The following is a 16,768-nucleotide window of genomic DNA, read 5'->3' on the forward strand; positions in this document are numbered from 1 at the left end:
AGGGCGAAGCGTCAGTGGTGGACGGGGTGTTCGGCCGAGGCCGTCCGCGGTTCGGGCCTCGCCTCCGCGGCCGGCGCGCCGGCGCCCGTACGCGCCGCGTGGCGGCCGCGGCGCTTCGCAGCGGGCACGGTGAGGGCGACGAGCAGGCCCAGGGCGAGCGCGGCGGCGGCGATGACCGCGACGCCGAGCCCGGTGCTCGTCTGCGAGAGCAGCAGCATGGCGATCGTCGACACGATGACCGTGGCGGACCCGTACGCGAGCTGTGCGGCAGTCGGACGCGGCATGGCGATATCCGTCCTCGGTGAGGGGAGGGGGAGTCGGCTCAACCAACGTCGCGCGTCAAGTGACTCCATGACGGGATGCCCGGGGCGGGCCACCGGTAAGCGTGACCTAACACACGGTGCCGGAGCACAGGGGGCGCACGGGGTCACGTTTCGCGCCCCGCAGGGGGAGAAAGGGGGACGGTACGGACCCGTTGCGGGGTCGGGAAGGGGTCGTTCGCCCCGTATGGCAGCGGAACGTCCGGATAGCGGAACTCCCTGACCGCATAGTGCAGTTGTAAGGTTCAAGTCAAGGTCTGTCTTTTCTCGCGTCTCTCCGGTCAAATGTCGTCACTTGAGACGCGCGCCGCGCGGAACCCCCCGCTCCTATGGAGAAGTTCCGAACTCAGACGTTGCGGCCGCGGGAGGGGAACGACATCAAGTGACCAGCAATTCCGCCCGACGGCGTGCGATCCGTGCTGCCGCCGTCACCGTGACCATGGCCGCCTGTGCGACCAGTGCGACCTTCTTCACCGTCACCGCGGCCCAGGCCGAGGGCAGGGCCGCGGCCGCCCCGGTGGCCGACCGGCAGGACCCGACCACTCCTGCCAAGGTCGTCGAGCACGACCTCAAGGGCCCGTTCAGCGAGCAGCAGGCCGAGCAGCGCAAGGCCGCCCTGGACCAGGTGCTCCAGGGCAAGAAGGACGTCGAGCAGCGCGGCGCCTCCAAGGTCGTCAAGCTGGACGACAAGAAGTACGTCGAGCTCGGCCGCGAGAAGACCGACAAGATCTTCACGATCCTCGTCGAGTTCGGTGACCAGGTCGACAACACCACCATGCACGACCCGGACGGCCCCGGCCCCAAGCCGGCCGTTCCGAAGTACGGCGGCACCCCCGGTCCGCTGCACAACACGATCGCCCAGCCCGACCGCGCCAAGGACAACAGCACCGCCTGGCGCGCGGACTTCAGCCGTCAGTACTTCCAGGACCTGTACTTCGCCACCGGCGAGGGCAAGCACTCCCTGAAGACGTACTACGAGAAGACCTCCTCGGGCCGTTACTCGGTCGAGGGCGAGGTCGCCGACTGGGTCAAGGTCCCCTACAACGAGGCCCGTTACGGCTCCAACTACTGCGGCCAGAGCAACTGTGCCAACGTCTGGGACACCGTCAAGGACGGTGTCACGGCGTGGGTCGACGCGCAGAAGAAGGCCGGCAAGAGCGACGCCGAGATCAAGGCGAAGCTGGCCCAGTACGACGTCTGGGACCGCTACGACTTCGACGGCGACGGCAACTTCAACGAGCCCGACGGCTACATCGACCACTTCCAGATCGTCCACGCGGGCGAGGACGAGTCGGCCGGTGGCGGCGTGCAGGGCCCCGACGCCCTGTGGGCGCACCGCTGGTACGCCTACGGCACCTCGGTGGGCAAGACCGGCCCCGACAACAACAAGGCCGGCGGCACCCAGATCGGCGACTCCGGTATCTGGGTCGGCGACTACACGATGCAGCCCGAGAACGGCGGCCTCGGCGTCTTCGCCCACGAGTACGGTCACGACCTCGGTCTGCCCGACCTCTACGACACCTCCGGTGGCGGCGAGAACGGCGTCGGCTTCTGGTCCCTGATGTCGGCCGGCTCCTGGCTCGGCACCGGCAAGGACTCCATAGGCGACATGCCGGGCGACATGACCGCCTGGGACAAGCTCCAGCTGGGCTGGCTGAACTACGACACGGCCAAGGCCGCGACGAAGTCCACCCACAAGCTCGGTGTGGCGGCGTTCAACACCAAGGACAAGCAGGCCCTGGTCGTCGAACTGCCGAAGAAGAAGGTCCAGACGGACATCGTCGCGCCCGCCGAGGGCTCCACCCAGTGGTGGAGCAACATGGGTGACGACCTCAAGAACACCCTGACGCGCTCCGTCGACCTGACGGGCAAGTCCTCCGCCGCCCTGTCCCTCAAGGGCTGGTGGGACATCGAGGCCGACTACGACTACCTCTACACCGAGGTGTCCACGGACGGCGGCGCCAACTGGACCGCCCTCGCCGGCACCGCCGACGGCACGGCCATCCCGGTCGACGCCGCCGGCAGCCCGTCGCTCACCGGTGTCTCGGAGGCCTGGAAGAACCTGCACTTCCCGCTCGACGCCTACGCGGGCAAGAAGGTCGACCTCCGCTTCCGCTACCAGACGGACGGCGGCGCGGGCGGCAAGGGCTTCACCGCCGACGCCCTCACCATCACCGCGGACGGCTCCACGCTGTTCACCGACGGCGCCGAGAACGGCGACAACGGCTGGACCGGCAAGGGCTTCTCCCGCATCGGTGCCGGCTTCACCAAGGACTACGCGCAGTACTACCTGGCCGAGAACCGCCGCTACGTTTCGTACGACTCCACCCTCAAGGTGGGCCCGTACAACTTCGGCTTCGGCAACACCAGGCCGGACTGGGTCGAGCACTACCCGTACCAGGACGGTCTGCTCATCTGGCAGTGGGACACCAGCCAGAAGGACAACAACACCAGCCAGCACCCGGGCCAGGGTCTGATCCTCCCGATCGACGCCAACGCCAAGCCCATGAAGTGGGCCGACGGCACCCTGCTGCGCAACAAGATCCAGCCGTACGACGCCACCTTCAGCGCGTACTCGACGGACGCCTTCACGCTGCACAAGAACGGCGAGGAGCTGTTCCTGAAGCCGAAGCGCGCCAACCTGGTCTTCGACGACCACAAGGGCAAGTACTACTACGACGAGAACCCGACCGGATCGGTGAAGGTCACTGACACCAACACCAAGATCAAGATCCTGAAGGAGACCTACGACGGTGAGGTCATGACCGTCCAGGTCGGCCCCTCGAAGTAGAACTTCGGTAAAATCGCAGGTCAAAGCATGATCGGCCGTCGCCCTCTAGCGGGCGGCGGCCGATCGCGTTTAGATGCCCCGGTACGAGGTTCTTATTGACGGGGGAGATGACAGACATGCCCGGTGGAGGTTTCGTCAGATTGCCAGGCGGCAGCGTGGTCGTCGCGCTCACGCTGCCGAGGCCGTCCGGTGAGGGCGGAAATGTCCGCGTGCTGGTGCACGCCGCGAACCGGGCCCGCGCCCTGACCAGGCTGCGGAACCTCGGAATGCGGGCGGTCTACCTGCGGGGCAACGCACAGCCGCCCACACCCGACGAGGTGACGGCCGTCCTGCACCATCCGGACGGCCTGCTGTGGCGCGGCGCTCCCGACCGCGCCCAGGAGCTCTGGCACCCGATCAGAGCCCTGCTGGGCACGTAGGGCCCGGGGCGGGCACGCGGCGCCCGCGGCGCGGCCGTGCCCCGGCACTCTAGGACGACCGGGGCCCGACCGCGCCCACGAGGGTCACACCGGCCGCGCGGAGTTCCTCCAGAGCCCGCTCGGTGGTGTGCGGGGCCACGGCCGCCGTCAGGTCCAGCAGGACGCGCGTGGTGAAGCCCGCGCGGGCGGCGTCGAGGGCGGTGGCCCGCACGCAGTGGTCGGTGGCGATGCCGACCACGTCGACCTCGCCGACGTGGCGCTCCCGCAGCCAGGCGGCGAGGCCCTCGCCGTTCTCGTCCGCCCCCTCGAAGCCGCTGTAGGCGGCCTCGTACGCGCCCTTGTCGAAGACGGCGGCGACCGCACCCGAGGCCACGGCGGGCGCGAAGTTCGGGTGGAACCCGACCCCCTCGGTGCCGGCCACGCAGTGCACCGGCCAGGAGGTCTCGTAGTCCGGCTCGGCCGGGGGGCGCGCGAAGTGCGTCCCCGGGTCGATGTGGTGGTCGCGGGTGGCGACGACGTGCCGGTACCCGGCGGTGGCCTGCCCGATCAGCTCGGTGATGGCGGCGGCGACGTCGGCTCCGCCGGTGACCGCGAGGCTGCCGCCCTCGCAGAAGTCGTTCTGTACGTCGACGACGATCAGTGCGCGGTGCATGACGTGTCCTTCGGCTCGATGTGCTGATACGGGGGCGGGGCCCTGCGGGGGCTCTTCCCCCACCCCGCCCCTTCCCGAAACTGGGGCTCCGACCCAGGCCCCCTACGGCGCTCCGCGCCCGCGCCTCAGTCGCCGGCCGGGCTCTGCTTGAGCCCCGCCGGCGATTGAGGCGCGGGGGCTCGGGGGCGGAGCCCCCGCAACGGAGCCGCACCGGTCGGCCCCTCCCGCCGGGCGTGCCCGCAGGGCTAGACGTACTCGGTGGGGATCACTGCCTCGCCCCGCGACAGCTGGGTCGCCGACAGCGGCAGACCCGCGCGCGCCGCGCGGTGGCGGTCGCGGGCCGCCTCCAGCGGCTCGCGGGCGACCACCTCGCCGGCCTTGACCAGATGCGTCAGCAGCTGCCGGTCGGCCAGGGCCGAGGGAACCGGGCCCACGCCGACCACCTCCGCCTCCGCCACCCCGTCGGCGTCCCGCCGCCGCGCCGCCCACTTGCGGCCGCCGATGGAGGTCTTGCCGCCCGAGGACTTCTTGGCCACCGGGACCAGCGCCGCCTTCGGGTCCGCCGAGGTGGCCCGCGCCACCAGCTTGTAGACCATCGAGCACGTCGGGTGCCCGCTGCCCGTGACCAGCTGCGTGCCCACACCGTAGGCGTCCACCGGAGCCGCCGCGAGCGAGGCGATGGCGTACTCGTCCAGGTCCGAGGTGACGACGATCTTCGTCGAGGTCGCCCCCAGCTCGTCCAGCTGCTGGCGTACCCGGTGGGCCACCAGCAGCAGGTCCCCGGAGTCGATCCGCACGGCGCCCAGGTCGGTGCCCGCCACCTCGACGGCGGTCCGCACGGCCTCGGCCACGTCGTAGGTGTCCACCAGGAGGGTGGTGCCGCGCCCCAGCGAGGCCACCTGCGCCGTGAAGGCGTCCCGCTCGCTGTCGTGGACCAGGGTGAAGGCGTGCGCGCTGGTGCCGACGGTGGGGATGCCGTACCGGAAGCCGGCCGCCAGGTCCGAGGTGGAGGTGAAGCCGCCCACGTACGCGGCCCGCGACGCGGCCACGGCCGCCAGCTCGTGCGTGCGCCGGGCGCCCATCTCGATCAGCGGCCGGTCCCCGGCCGCCGAGGACATCCGGGAGGCGGCCGCGGCGATCGCCGAGTCGTGGTTCAGGATCGACAGGATCACCGTCTCCAGCAGCACGCACTCGGCGAAGCTGCCCTCCACGCGCAGGACCGGGGAGCCGGGGAAGTAGACCTCGCCCTCCGGATAGCCCCAGATGTCGCCGGAGAAGCGGTACGAGGCCAGCCAGTCCAGCGTCCGCATGTCGACGACGGCCCGCTCGCGCAGGAACTCCAGCACCGCGCCGTCGAAGCGGAAGTTCTCCACCGCGTCCATCACCCGGCCGGTCCCCGCGACCACCCCGTAGCGGCGCCCCTCGGGGAGCCGCCGGGTGAACACCTCGAAGACCGAGCGGCGGTCGGCGGTGCCGTTGGCCAGGGCGGCCTGCAACATCGTGAGCTCGTAATGGTCCGTGAAGAGCGCTGTCGACGGCACGTCCACCGGCAGGCCCAGGTCCGCAGGGTTCATGGCGGCGATGCTAGCGCACATTTCGTCAGAGTGACGAGATGTGGGTCCCGTTTGTGCAACGGGCCCGTCACGGTGGCAGCATGGGACAAGTGAGTGTTGCTCCCATTGAGATCGAACGCACCGAGTCGGCCGAAGAGACCTTCGCGGTCCCGGAACCCGACGTTCCCTGGGTGACCCTGGTGCACAACGACCCGGTCAACCTCATGAGCTACGTGGCGTACGTGTTCCAGGCGTACTTCGGATACTCGAAGGACGTGGCGCACAAGCTGATGCTCGACGTCCATCACAAGGGGCGGGCGGTCGTCTCGAGCGGCACCCGCGAGGAAATGGAGCGCGACGTGCAGGCCATGCACGGCTACGGCCTGTGGGCGACCCTCTCCCAGGACCGCACCTGATGGGCCGGTCCACCGGGATGTTCGAGTCCCTCAAGGGCGGCGGCGCCGCCATCGCGCTGGACGAGATCGAGATCTCCATCCTGCGCTCCCTGGCCGTCCAGATGCTGGAGCTGATCGGTCCCGGCGCCCCCGAGCCCGCCGAGGACGCCGACCCCCTCGCCGCGCTGTTCGCCGAAGGTCCCACCGAGCCCCCGTCCGACCCGGCGCTGGCCCGGCTCTTCCCCGACGCCTACGGCTCCCCGGACGGCGCGGCCGACGAGGGCGTGGACCCGGCCGAGACCAGGGCCCGCTCGGCGGAGTTCCGCCGCTTCACCGAGAACGACCTGCGTGCCCGCAAGCGCGACGACGCCCTCGCCCTCGTACGCAGCCTCGACGCGCTCACCCCGGCCGGCGAGGAGGCCGCCGTGCTGGAGCTGACCGGCGAGCTGCCGCTGCGCTGGCTGGGCGGGCTCAACGACCTGCGCCTGACCCTCGCCGCCCGGCTCGACATCACCGAGGACGACGAGAGCGCGGCCCTCTTCCGGCTGCCGGACGACGACCCGCGCAAGCCCATGGTGATGGCGTACCTGTGGCTCGGCGGACTTCAGGAATCCTTGATCGAAACCCTCTGAGGACCTTCAAAAGCACGGCATTGTTCGCTCAGCGGACGCTCAAATCCGGATAACGATCAGATCACCGTCATGCGGTGATCTGTCATGATCGTCGATGTTTGTCCGGAAAATTTGATGTGGTGCGCCACTTTTCTCCCCCTCGGGCGGCCGTGACGACGTGATAGATCTTCACGACCGCCGGAGAGACGCCACCCATGTCTCCCGGCCTGCTTGGACCGGCAGACCGCCGGCGTGCAACTCCATCCGTATCCGGGGGGATCGAGGACCCGATTCGCAGCCGATGAAGGCGCGGGTCGGCGTGGAGAAAGGCGCACCACACATGACCTCAGTGCAGGTCGAGCAGCACGGCAACACGCCCGGTCAGGGCACTCGGGGCGACGGCGGCGAGGGGTACCACCGCACGCTCGGCGCCCGCCAGATCCAGATGATCGCGATCGGCGGAGCCATCGGCACCGGCCTCTTCCTGGGCGCCGGCAAGGCGATCTCCAAGGCCGGCCCCAGCCTGATCCTGGCCTACGCGATCGCGGGCCTGGTCATCTTCGTCATCATGCGGGCCCTGGGCGAGCTGCTCATGTACCGGCCCGTCTCCGGCTCCTTCTCGGACTACGCCCGCGAGTTCCTGGGCCCGTTCTGGGGCTACGTCACGGGCTGGACGTACTGGCTGTTCTGGGTGGTCACCGGCATCACCGAGGTCACCGCCGCCGCGCAGTACATGTCGTACTGGACCCACGACAGCTTCCCGCAGTGGGCCTACGCGCTGATCTTCACGGTCATCCTCTACGGCGCCAACCTGATCTCCGTGAAGCTCTTCGGCGAGCTGGAGTTCTGGTTCTCCATGGTCAAGGTCACCGCCATCGTCGGCATGATCCTGATCTGTGCCGGCATCCTCACCATCGGCTTCTCCGACGCCGCCGAGACCGCCTCCGTCGCCAACCTCTGGAACGACGGCGGCTTCTTCCCCAAGGGCATCGGCGGCACGCTGATGACCCTGCAGATCGTGATGTTCGCCTTCCTCGCGGTCGAGCTGGTCGGCGTCACCGCCGGTGAGTCCAAGGACCCCGAGAAGACCCTGCCCAAGGCCATCAACACCGTGCCGTGGCGCATCGCCGTCTTCTACGTCGGCGCGCTCATCATGATCCTCTCGGTCGTCCCGTGGACGCACTTCCAGCCGGGCGTCTCGCCCTTCGTCGCCGCCTTCGAGCGCATGGGCCTGGGCATCGGCGCCGCGATCGTCAACTTCGTCGTCCTGACCGCCGCCCTGTCCTCCTGCAACTCGGGCATGTACTCCACCGGCCGCATGCTGCGCGACCTCTCGCTCAACGGCCAGGGCCCGAAGGTCTTCACGAAGCTCACCAGGAGCGGCACCCCGCTCATCGGCACCACCTTCTCCGCCTCGCTGATGCTCGTGGGCGTCTGGATCAACTACGTCGCCCCCGGCAAGGCCTTCGACTACGTCGTCTCCTTCGCCACCATCTCCGGCATGTGGGCCTGGATCATGATCCTGCTCTGCCAGATCCGCTACCGGGCCAAGGCCAACCGCGGCGAGCTGCCCGGCTCGAAGTTCAAGGCCCCCGGCGCCCCCTACACCAGCTGGTTCGCCCTGGCCTTCCTCGGCATGGTCATCGTGATGATGGGCGCCGACAAGGACGCCCGCGTCTCGCTGTACTGCGCCCCGCTGTGGGGGATCATCCTGGGCGTCGCCTACCTGGTCATGAAGAACCGAGACCCGCGCGGCGCGGCCTTCACCAAGGCCTCCTGACAGCGGTTCCCGGCCGCCTGCCGCGGCCGGGAGCCCTGCTCCCGTGGACATCCCGTCCACCATGCGGGCCCTTCCGTACCACTCCTCGGTACGGAAGGGCCCCTCTGCTTATCCTGTCGCTCATGCTGACCCTCACCCAGGCCCTGTACGACCGGATCGTCGAGCACGCCCGCCAGGACCACCCCGACGAGGCGTGCGGTGTCGTGGCCGGCCCGGCGGGCACCGGCCGCCCCGAGCGGTTCGTCCCGATGCTCAACGCGGCCCGCTCGCCCACGTTCTACGAGTTCGACTCGAAGGACCTCCTGAAGCTCTACCGCGAGATGGACGACCGCGACGAGGAGCCGGTGATCGTCTACCACTCGCACACCGCGACCGAGGCCTATCCCTCGCGCACCGACGTCACGTACGCGAACGAGCCCGGAGCCCACTACGTGCTGGTCTCGACCGCCGACGAGGACGGTCTCGGAGACTTCCAGTTCCGCTCGTACCGGATCGTCGACGGCGTGATCACCGAGGAAGAAGTGCAGGTCGTCGAGGCCTACTGACCACCATGCGAGCAGATGCCGTCCACGATGCGGGATCACACTCCAAACCGGGGACCGGGAATCGTTAACATGACCGCATGGTTCCCCACGACGTGAGCATCGAGACGCCCGGCAGGCTGCTGCTCGTGGCCCGGCTGCACGTCGACCTGTGCCGCCTCGCCAGCGCCATCTGTCCTGCGGCCTGAGCACCAGAGCCCCCTCGCGCGGGGGCCGACGAACCGCGCGCCCGTTTCCCCCGCACCCCGCACACCTGCCTACGTCCTGACGACTGGAGCCCAGCCATGGCCATCGAGGTCCGCATTCCCACCATCCTCCGCACCTACACCGACGGCGAGAAGGCCGTGAACGGTGAGGGCGCCACGCTCGCCGACCTCTTCGCGGACCTGGAGACCCGGCACCAGGGCATCCGGGAGCGACTCGTCGACCAGGCCGCCGGCGGTCAGCTGCGCCGCTTCGTGAACGTCTACCTCAACGACGAGGACGTCCGCTTCCTCGACGGCATCTCCACCGCCCTCAAGGACGGCGACAACGTCACCATCCTCCCGGCCGTGGCCGGCGGATCGAAGTAATGCGCTACGACTCCCCCCTGGCCGCGGTCGGCAACACACCGCTGGTCCGGCTGCCCCGGCTCTCGCCCTCGGAAGACGTACGGATCTGGGCCAAGCTGGAGGACCGCAACCCGACCGGCTCGATCAAGGACCGCCCCGCGCTCCACATGGTCGAGCAGGCCGAGAAGGACGGCCGGCTCCGACCCGGCTGCACCATCCTGGAGCCCACCTCGGGCAACACCGGCATCTCGCTGGCGATGGCGGCCAAGCTCAAGGGCTACCGCATCGTGTGCGTGATGCCGGAGAACACCAGCCAGGAGCGGCGCGACCTGCTGGCCATGTGGGGAGCCGAGATCATCTCGTCGCCGGCCGCCGGCGGCTCCAACACGGCCGTCCGGGTGGCCAAGGAACTGGCCGCGGAGCACCCGGACTGGGTGATGCTCTACCAGTACGGCAACCCCGACAACGCGAACGCGCACTACGCCACCACCGGCCCGGAGATCCTCGCCGACCTCCCGTCGATCACCCACTTCGTGGCCGGCCTGGGCACCACCGGCACCCTGATGGGCGTCGGCCGCTACCTGCGCGAGCACGTGCCGGGAGTCAAGATCGTCGCGGCCGAGCCGCGCTACGACGACCTCGTGTACGGGCTGCGCAACCTGGACGAGGGCTTCGTCCCCGAGCTCTACGACGCCTCCGTGCTCACCACCCGCTACTCGGTGGGCTCCTCCGACGCGGTCACCCGTACGCGGGAGCTGCTCCAGCAGGAGGGCATCTTCGCGGGCGTCTCCACGGGCGCCGCCCTGCACGCGGCGATCGGCGTCGGCCGCAAGGCGGTGGCCGCGGGGGAGAGCGCCGACATCGTCTTCGTCGTGGCCGACGGCGGCTGGAAGTACCTCTCGACCGGCGTCTACACCGCGGCGACCACGGAGGAAGCCATCGAGGTCCTCCAGGGCCAGCTCTGGGCCTAGGGTCTGCTCGGCGGATCATGCCCTGGGCCCTGAGCCCTGCCTGGGCCCTGAGCCCTGGGCCCTGAGCCCTGGGCCCTGAGCCCTGGGCCCTGAGGGTCCGGGCCGTGTCCGGCGGCCGCCCCCGGGCCCCGACCCGCCGGCGGGGCCCGGCAGCAGCCCTGCGCGGCGGCCGGGCCGTCAGGCCGAAAGGTGTTCCGCGAGGACGGCGGCGTGACTGGAGCCCGGATCCCTGACCGCGGTCAACAGCGTCATCGGCCCGGTTCCGGCCAGGCCCCGCAGGCGGGCCAGCTCCGCCACCGCCTCCGGCTCCGCCAGCTCCGCCTCGTACCGCCGGCGGAACTCGTCGGCCGAGCCCCCGTCGTGGAACCACTTGCGCAGTTCCGTCGACGGGGTGACCGCCTTCGGCCACTTGTCCACGCCCGCCGCCGCCTTCGCCAGGCCCCTCGGCCAGAGCCGGTCCACGAGCACCCGCAGCCCGTCCGCTCCCGGCTCCGGGGGGTCGTACACCCGCCGCAAGCGGATCTCCGGCATCACCGACCGCCTCCCAGTCCCTTGACCTCGTCCCAGATCGCCGGGTCCAGCATCCCCAGCCGCGCCCGGAAGTCCCACAGCGACACCTCGTCCGGCCGGTCCGCCTCCAGGAAGGCCGCCCGGCCCTGCGCCCCCACCGTCCCCGGGGGCAGCGCAATCACCCCGGCCCGCTGGTCGTGGTACTTCGCGGTGATCCACGCGACCCGCGCCCGGTGCTCCCGTACCGGGCCCACGCCCAGCACCAGGCAGGTCCGGCCGTCCGCCAGGGCCCACAGCTCACCGGGCTGCGGGTGCGGCGGCCGGCCGGTTCCGTGCGCGGGCGGGCGGCGGCGGGGGACACCCAGCCGCCCCCCGGCGATCAGCATCACCAATGCCAGGGCCACGACCGCGGCCACCGCGGGCCACCAGGACGTGTCCATGTTTCGACCGTAGCCGCGCGGGAAGGCCCCGGCACGGCAACGTCCGTGCCCCCCGTCGCTCCCCCGGGTGACAGCGCAGGTGATTCCCCCCACAACGGCCTGCCGCGGAGGAGCGACCGGCCGTTTCGCGCCTTACGCTCGACCCACGCACGGCCCGCATTCCGTCCACGGACCGTCCACGGAGGTTCACGCTCCATGAAGCTCACCGTCGTCGGCTGTTCGGGGTCGTTCCCGTCCGCGGAATCGGCCTGTTCGAGCTACCTCGTCGAGGCCGACGGCTTCCGGTTGCTGCTCGACATGGGCAACGGCGCCCTCGGCGATCTCCAGCGCCACTGCGGTCTCTACGACCTCGACGCGATCTTCCTGAGCCATCTGCACGCCGATCACTGCATCGACATGTGCGCGTACTTCGTCGCCCGCTTCTACCGCCACGAGGGCGGCCGCTGCGGCACCATCCCCGTCTTCGGTCCCGAGGGCACCGAGAAGCGCCTGACCACGGCCTATGACGACGTCCCGGACGAGCGGTCGATGAGCGAGGTCTTCGACTTCCGCACCCTGAAGCCGGGGGCCTTCGAGATCGGCCCCTTCCAGGTCCGCACCGAGCGGGTCGCGCACCCCGTCGAGTCGTACGCCATCCGCGTCGAGCACGGCGGCCGCTCGCTCACGTACTCCGGGGACACCGGCGTCTGCCCCGAGCTGGGCCGGCTCGCCGAGGGCGTCGACCTCTTCCTGTGCGAGGCGTCCTTCACGCACGGCAAGGAGGACATCCCGGACCTCCACCTCAACGGCCGCGAGGCCGGCGAGTACGCGCACGCCGGCGGCGTCGGGCGGCTCGTCCTGACCCACATCCCGCCGTGGACCGACCCCGCGCAGAACCTCGCCGACGCCCGCGCGGTATACGACGGCCCGGTCGACCTGGCGTACGCGGGCGCGGTCTACGAGGTCTGACCACGACCGCGCCACCGCGCCGCCGCGCCGCACGTACGCGGAAGCCCCCGCCCTCCCGGAAGGGAGAGCGGGGGCTTCGGGGTGATGGGGCGGGGCCTACTTGGCCTCGGCCTTGACCAGCTCGGCGAGCTCCTCGTCGGACTCGCGGCCCGGCGTGGGGATGTTGAACTTGGTGATCGCGAAGCGGAAGATCACGTAGTACAGGACCGCGAAGCACAGGCCCACGATCGCGAGCCCCAGCGGGTTGGTGGCCTTGCCGAGGTTCAGCAGGTAGTCGACCGCGCCCGCCGAGAAGCCGAAGCCGTCCTTCATACCGAGGCTCCAGGTCAGCGCCATGGAAACACCGGTCAGGACCGCGTGGATCGCGTACAGCACCGGCGCGATGAACATGAAGGTGAACTCGATCGGCTCGGTCACACCGGTGACGAAGGCGGTGAGCGCGAGGGAGAACATCATGCCGCCGACGACCTTGCGGCGCTCGGGGCGGGCCGCGTGGGTGATCGCGAGGCAGGCGGCCGGGAGGGCGAACATCATGATCGGGAAGAAGCCGGTCATGAACTGGCCCGCAGTCGGGTCACCGTGCAGGAAGCGGGCGATGTCGCCGTGGTAGTCGGTGCCGCCGTCGTTGTACGTGCCCGCCTGGAACCACGGGAAGGAGTTGAGCAGGTGGTGCATGCCGATCGGGATGAGCGCGCGGTTGGCAACACCGAAGATGCCCGCGCCGACGGCGCCGGAGCCGACCAGCCACTCGCTGAAGCCGTGGATGCCGGTGCCGAGGACCGGCCAGATCAGGCCGAAGACGATGCCGATCGCCAGGCCGGCGAACGAGGACAGGATCGGGACGAGGCGGCGACCGCCGAAGAAGCCCGCCCAGTCGGGCAGCTTGGTCCGGTAGAACTTCTGGTACAGCAGGGCCACGACGATGCCCATCACCACGCCGCCGAGGACGCCGGCGTTGACCGGGGCGTCGACATGGACGATCTTGCCCTCCACGACCTTGGCGACCTTGGGGAGGTTGCTGTCGGTGAAGGTGGCGAGCACCTTCTGGAAGACCAGGTAGCCGGCGACGGCCGCGAGCGCGGTGGAACCGTCCGACTTCTTGGCGAAGCCGATCGCGATGCCGACGCAGAAGAGCAGCGCCATGTTGCCGAGGATGGCGTCGCCGCCGGCGGCCATGTATCCGGCGAGCTTCTGGACGAAGTCGGGGAACGAGGCACGTGCCAGCATGTCGTCCTGGCCGAAGCGGACCAGCAGCGCGGCGGCGGGCATCACGGCGACGGGGAGCATGAGGCTCCGGCCGATGCGCTGCATGACGGCCATCACGCCAGCGCCCTTCTTCTTCTCCGCCGCGGGGGCGGTAGCCGTGGACACAACTTCCTCCAGTGGGCAAGGCGACGCCGACAGGGAAAGACGGGGGGCGGCGACGTCTCAGAAATGGGGGTACGCGGGCTCGGACAGGTCCGCGTGGTCTACACCAATCGTGGTGTAGACCAGTTGTAGCACGGTGGGGGATAGATAAGGAACCTTCGTTTTCCTGTGGTCTACGCCACACGGAGCCGGGGTGTCCGGAGCCTCCCCGGCGCCCGGGCTCGCGGAGCGGGTGAAGGCCCTCGGATCCCGGATCCGAGGGCCTTCGGTGGCCGCGCCGAACAGCCTTGTCCGCCAAGCCGGTTACGCCTTGGTGTTCTCCGCCCGCATCGCCTCGATCTCCTCGTCCGACTCCCGGCCCGGCGTCGGGATGTCGAACTTCGTGATCGCGAAGCGGAAGACGACGTAGTAGACGACCGCGAAGCCCAGTCCGATCGGGATGATCAGCCAGGGCTTCGTGGCCAGCCCCCAGTTGATGACGTAGTCGATCAGACCCGCCGAGAAGCTGAAGCCGTCATGGACGCCGAACGCCCACGTCACCGCCATCGACACGCCCGTCAGCACCGCGTGCACCGCGTACAGCGCCGGCGCGACGAAGAGGAAGGAGTACTCCAGCGGTTCGGTGATCCCGGTGACGAACGAGGTCAGCGCCACCGACAGCATCAGCCCGCCGACCTCCTTGCGCCGCTGCGGCTTCGCACAGTGCGCGATCGCCAGCGCCGCCGCCGGCAGGGCGAACATCATGATCGGGAAGAAGCCGGTCAGGAACAGCCCCGCATCCGGGTCGCCGCTGAGGAACATGTTGATGTCGCCGTGCACCACCTCCCCGTTCGGCTTGGTGTAACTGCCGAACTGGAACCACACCGGCACGTTCAGGAACTGGTGCAGGCCGATCACCAGCAGCGCGCGGTTCGCGACGCCGAAGATCCCCGCACCCCAGTAGTCCAGGCCCACCAGCCAGTCGGAGAAGCTCTCCAGCGCGTCACCGATCGGCGGCCAGACCCACAGGCAGAGCGCGGCGAAGGCGATCGCCACGAAAGCCATGATGATCGGGACGAGCCGGCGGCCGTTGAAGAAGCCGAGCCAGTCCACCAGCTTCACCCGGTGGTAGCGCTGCCAGAACCAGGCGGCCAGCAGGCCCATCACGATGCCGCCGAACACCCCCGGATTCTGGAAGGTGTACTGGGCGAAGGTCTCGTCCGGCCCCAGACAGCCGCCCCCCACGTCCCTCGTGCCCTCCGGGCAGGGCACCGGGAACGCGCGCAGCACACTGCGGTAGACGAGGAAGCCCGCCACCGCCGCCAGCGCCGTCGAGCCGTCCGCCTTCTTCGCCATCCCGATCGCGACGCCGACGCAGAAGAGGAGCGGCAGGCCGAGATCCGCGTTGAGCAGCGCGCCACCCGCGGCGGCCATGACCTTGGCGATCTGGGACCACACACCGCTGCCCTCGGCGTCGATCAGCCCCAGCCGGTTCAGGATGCCGGCCGCCGGCAGGACCGCGATCGGCAGCTGCAGGCTCCGCCCCATCTTCTGCAGCCCCTGGTAAAGGGTGTTGCGCCGCGACGGTCGCGGTACTGCGGCGGCGCTGCTCGCACTCATCGGCGTCTCCCTGACCGGCCCCGGTTTTTTTGGATGCGGCAGCAGTTGCGTGCACACTGGTGTAGACCAGTTGTGGGCAGGTTGCTGCTGATCGTCATCATTCGGCAGGGACCGGACACGCGCTCGCGTAGATGGGCCAACCGTGCGTTACCGTGACAACGCGGGCCGTGCGGAGGCTCCATGTTCCGGCCGCTGAGACTCGTTCTTCGCATCACTCAGGGAGAAACACATGGCCACCAAGGCTGAGAAGATCGTCGCCGGGCTCGGCGGCATCGAGAACATCGAAGAGGTCGAGGGCTGCATCACCCGCCTGCGCACCGAGGTCATCAACCCCGACCTCGTCGACGAAGCCGCCCTCAAGGCCGCCGGCGCCCACGGCGTCGTCCGGATGGGCACCGCGGTCCAGGTCGTCATCGGCACCGACGCCGACCCGATCGCCGCCGACATCGAAGACATGATGTGATCCGGACTCCCTGAGTCCGAGCCGCTCGGCCCGAACGACACCGAGCACCCGCAGACCCCGTCCCGCCACCAGGACGGGGTCTACGCGTTGCCGGGCACCCACTAGGCTCGGACACATGTCTCGCATCGACGGCCGTACGCCCGAACAGCTCCGCCCGGTCACCATCGAACGCGGATGGAGCAAGCACGCCGAGGGCTCCGTCCTCATCTCCTTCGGAGACACCAAGGTCTTCTGCACCGCCTCCTTCACCGAAGGCGTCCCGCGCTGGCGCAAGGGCAGCGGCGAGGGCTGGGTCACCTCCGAGTACTCGATGCTGCCGCGCTCCACCAACACCCGCGGCGACCGCGAGTCCGTCCGCGGCAAGATCGGCGGCCGCACCCACGAGATCTCCCGCCTCATCGGCCGCTCGCTGCGCGCCGTCATCGACTACAAGGCCCTCGGCGAGAACACCATCGTCCTGGACTGCGACGTCCTCCAGGCCGACGGCGGCACCCGCACCGCCGCCATCACCGGCGCCTACGTCGCCCTCGCCGACGCCGTCGCCTGGGGCCAGCAGAAGAAGCTGATCAAGGCCGGCCGCAAGCCCCTCACCGGAACCGTCGCCGCCGTCAGCGTCGGCATCGTCGACGGCGTCCCGCTCCTCGACCTCTGCTACGAGGAGGACGTGCGCGCCGAGACCGACATGAACGTGGTCTGCACCGGCGACGGCCGCTTCGTCGAGGTCCAGGGCACCGCCGAGGGCGAGCCCTTCGACCGCAAGGAACTGAACGCCCTCCTCGACCTCGCCGCCGGCGGCTGCGCGGACCTCGAAGCCATCCAGCGGGGCGCACTCGGCCTGTAGCCGGCAACCGCCGG

General features: G+C 69.9%; 19 protein-coding genes. 12 read left to right on the forward strand and 7 right to left on the reverse strand.

Annotation, left to right across the window (positions count from 1 at the left end):
* Window positions 1-11: 11 nt before the first annotated feature.
* Window positions 12-284: a hypothetical protein gene (locus ACIPXC_RS21660; RefSeq protein WP_401620580.1), complete on the reverse strand. Its 273-nt coding sequence runs from the start codon at window positions 282-284 to the stop codon at window positions 12-14.
* 475 nt (window positions 285-759) lie between these two features.
* On the opposite strand from ACIPXC_RS21660, the gene ACIPXC_RS21665 reads away from it, so the two are divergent.
* Complete coding sequence (locus tag ACIPXC_RS21665; RefSeq protein WP_401620657.1) at window positions 760-3,111, forward strand: immune inhibitor A domain-containing protein; 2,352 nt, start codon at window positions 760-762, stop codon at window positions 3,109-3,111.
* A gap of 116 nt (window positions 3,112-3,227) precedes the next feature.
* Window positions 3,228-3,530 (forward strand): hypothetical protein, encoded by a 303-nt coding sequence (locus tag ACIPXC_RS21670; protein WP_030825287.1) that lies wholly within the window; start codon window positions 3,228-3,230, stop codon window positions 3,528-3,530.
* 49 nt (window positions 3,531-3,579) lie between these two features.
* Here ACIPXC_RS21670 and ACIPXC_RS21675 read toward each other — a convergent pair whose 3' ends face one another.
* Complete coding sequence (locus ACIPXC_RS21675) at window positions 3,580-4,182, reverse strand: nicotinamidase (RefSeq protein WP_401620582.1); 603 nt, start codon at window positions 4,180-4,182, stop codon at window positions 3,580-3,582.
* Window positions 4,183-4,427: 245 nt separating this feature from the next.
* The gene (locus ACIPXC_RS21680; protein ID WP_401620585.1) at window positions 4,428-5,756 is read right to left on the reverse strand and encodes a nicotinate phosphoribosyltransferase; all 1,329 of its coding nucleotides are present in this window, start codon (window positions 5,754-5,756) and stop codon (window positions 4,428-4,430) included.
* An 80-nt stretch (window positions 5,757-5,836) separates the two neighbouring features.
* On the opposite strand from ACIPXC_RS21680, the gene clpS reads away from it, so the two are divergent.
* The 7 genes from clpS (at window position 5,837) to ACIPXC_RS21715 (ending at window position 10,585) form a co-directional block, all read left to right on the forward strand.
* Entirely contained in the window at window positions 5,837-6,151 is a 315-nt protein-coding gene (gene clpS / locus ACIPXC_RS21685) for an ATP-dependent Clp protease adapter ClpS (RefSeq protein WP_046774742.1), read from the forward strand.
* On the forward strand, window positions 6,151-6,762 hold the full coding sequence (locus tag ACIPXC_RS21690) for a DUF2017 domain-containing protein (protein WP_401620588.1): 612 nt from the start codon (window positions 6,151-6,153) through the stop codon (window positions 6,760-6,762). Before clpS ends, ACIPXC_RS21690 begins: the two co-directional genes overlap by 1 nt.
* A gap of 319 nt (window positions 6,763-7,081) precedes the next feature.
* Entirely contained in the window at window positions 7,082-8,521 is a 1,440-nt protein-coding gene (locus ACIPXC_RS21695) for an amino acid permease (protein WP_401620591.1), read from the forward strand.
* 122 nt (window positions 8,522-8,643) lie between these two features.
* Window positions 8,644-9,066 carry a Mov34/MPN/PAD-1 family protein gene (locus tag ACIPXC_RS21700; protein ID WP_401620593.1) on the forward strand — a complete coding sequence of 141 codons (423 nt, stop codon included), beginning with the start codon at window positions 8,644-8,646 and terminating at the stop codon, window positions 9,064-9,066.
* Between the two features lie 77 nt (window positions 9,067-9,143).
* The gene (locus ACIPXC_RS21705) at window positions 9,144-9,251 is read left to right on the forward strand and encodes a putative leader peptide (protein ID WP_310941867.1); all 108 of its coding nucleotides are present in this window, start codon (window positions 9,144-9,146) and stop codon (window positions 9,249-9,251) included.
* Window positions 9,252-9,347: 96 nt separating this feature from the next.
* Entirely contained in the window at window positions 9,348-9,635 is a 288-nt protein-coding gene (locus tag ACIPXC_RS21710; RefSeq protein WP_401620597.1) for a MoaD/ThiS family protein, read from the forward strand.
* On the forward strand, window positions 9,635-10,585 hold the full coding sequence (locus tag ACIPXC_RS21715) for a PLP-dependent cysteine synthase family protein (RefSeq protein WP_401620600.1): 951 nt from the start codon (window positions 9,635-9,637) through the stop codon (window positions 10,583-10,585). Before ACIPXC_RS21710 ends, ACIPXC_RS21715 begins: the two co-directional genes overlap by 1 nt.
* Before the next feature lie 177 nt (window positions 10,586-10,762).
* Here ACIPXC_RS21715 and ACIPXC_RS21720 read toward each other — a convergent pair whose 3' ends face one another.
* Together ACIPXC_RS21720 and ACIPXC_RS21725 are read right to left on the reverse strand one after the other, a co-directional pair.
* Window positions 10,763-11,116: a DUF488 domain-containing protein gene (locus ACIPXC_RS21720; protein WP_401620603.1), complete on the reverse strand. Its 354-nt coding sequence runs from the start codon at window positions 11,114-11,116 to the stop codon at window positions 10,763-10,765.
* Entirely contained in the window at window positions 11,116-11,535 is a 420-nt protein-coding gene (locus ACIPXC_RS21725) for a hypothetical protein (RefSeq protein WP_401620605.1), read from the reverse strand. The genes ACIPXC_RS21720 and ACIPXC_RS21725 overlap by 1 nt, the downstream gene beginning before the upstream one ends.
* A 195-nt stretch (window positions 11,536-11,730) precedes the next feature.
* On the opposite strand from ACIPXC_RS21725, the gene ACIPXC_RS21730 reads away from it, so the two are divergent.
* Window positions 11,731-12,483: an MBL fold metallo-hydrolase gene (locus ACIPXC_RS21730; RefSeq protein ID WP_401620607.1), complete on the forward strand. Its 753-nt coding sequence runs from the start codon at window positions 11,731-11,733 to the stop codon at window positions 12,481-12,483.
* 96 nt (window positions 12,484-12,579) lie between these two features.
* Here the strand turns inward: ACIPXC_RS21730 and ACIPXC_RS21735 are convergent, their stop codons facing one another.
* Together ACIPXC_RS21735 and ACIPXC_RS21740 are read right to left on the reverse strand one after the other, a co-directional pair.
* Window positions 12,580-13,803, reverse strand: coding sequence for a PTS transporter subunit EIIC (locus tag ACIPXC_RS21735; RefSeq protein WP_401620660.1), 1,224 nt, complete (start codon window positions 13,801-13,803; stop codon window positions 12,580-12,582).
* A gap of 351 nt (window positions 13,804-14,154) precedes the next feature.
* Window positions 14,155-15,450, reverse strand: coding sequence for a PTS transporter subunit EIIC (locus tag ACIPXC_RS21740; RefSeq protein WP_401620610.1), 1,296 nt, complete (start codon window positions 15,448-15,450; stop codon window positions 14,155-14,157).
* A gap of 229 nt (window positions 15,451-15,679) precedes the next feature.
* Between ACIPXC_RS21740 and ACIPXC_RS21745 the strand changes: the two genes are divergently transcribed.
* Window positions 15,680-15,913, forward strand: coding sequence for a glucose PTS transporter subunit EIIB (locus ACIPXC_RS21745; protein WP_030662640.1), 234 nt, complete (start codon window positions 15,680-15,682; stop codon window positions 15,911-15,913).
* A gap of 115 nt (window positions 15,914-16,028) precedes the next feature.
* Complete coding sequence (rph, locus tag ACIPXC_RS21750) at window positions 16,029-16,754, forward strand: ribonuclease PH (protein ID WP_030962816.1); 726 nt, start codon at window positions 16,029-16,031, stop codon at window positions 16,752-16,754.
* Window positions 16,755-16,768 lie beyond the last annotated feature (14 nt).

The organism is Streptomyces sp. NPDC090021 (assembly GCF_044748225.1).
GTDB lineage: Bacteria > Actinomycetota > Actinomycetes > Streptomycetales > Streptomycetaceae > Streptomyces.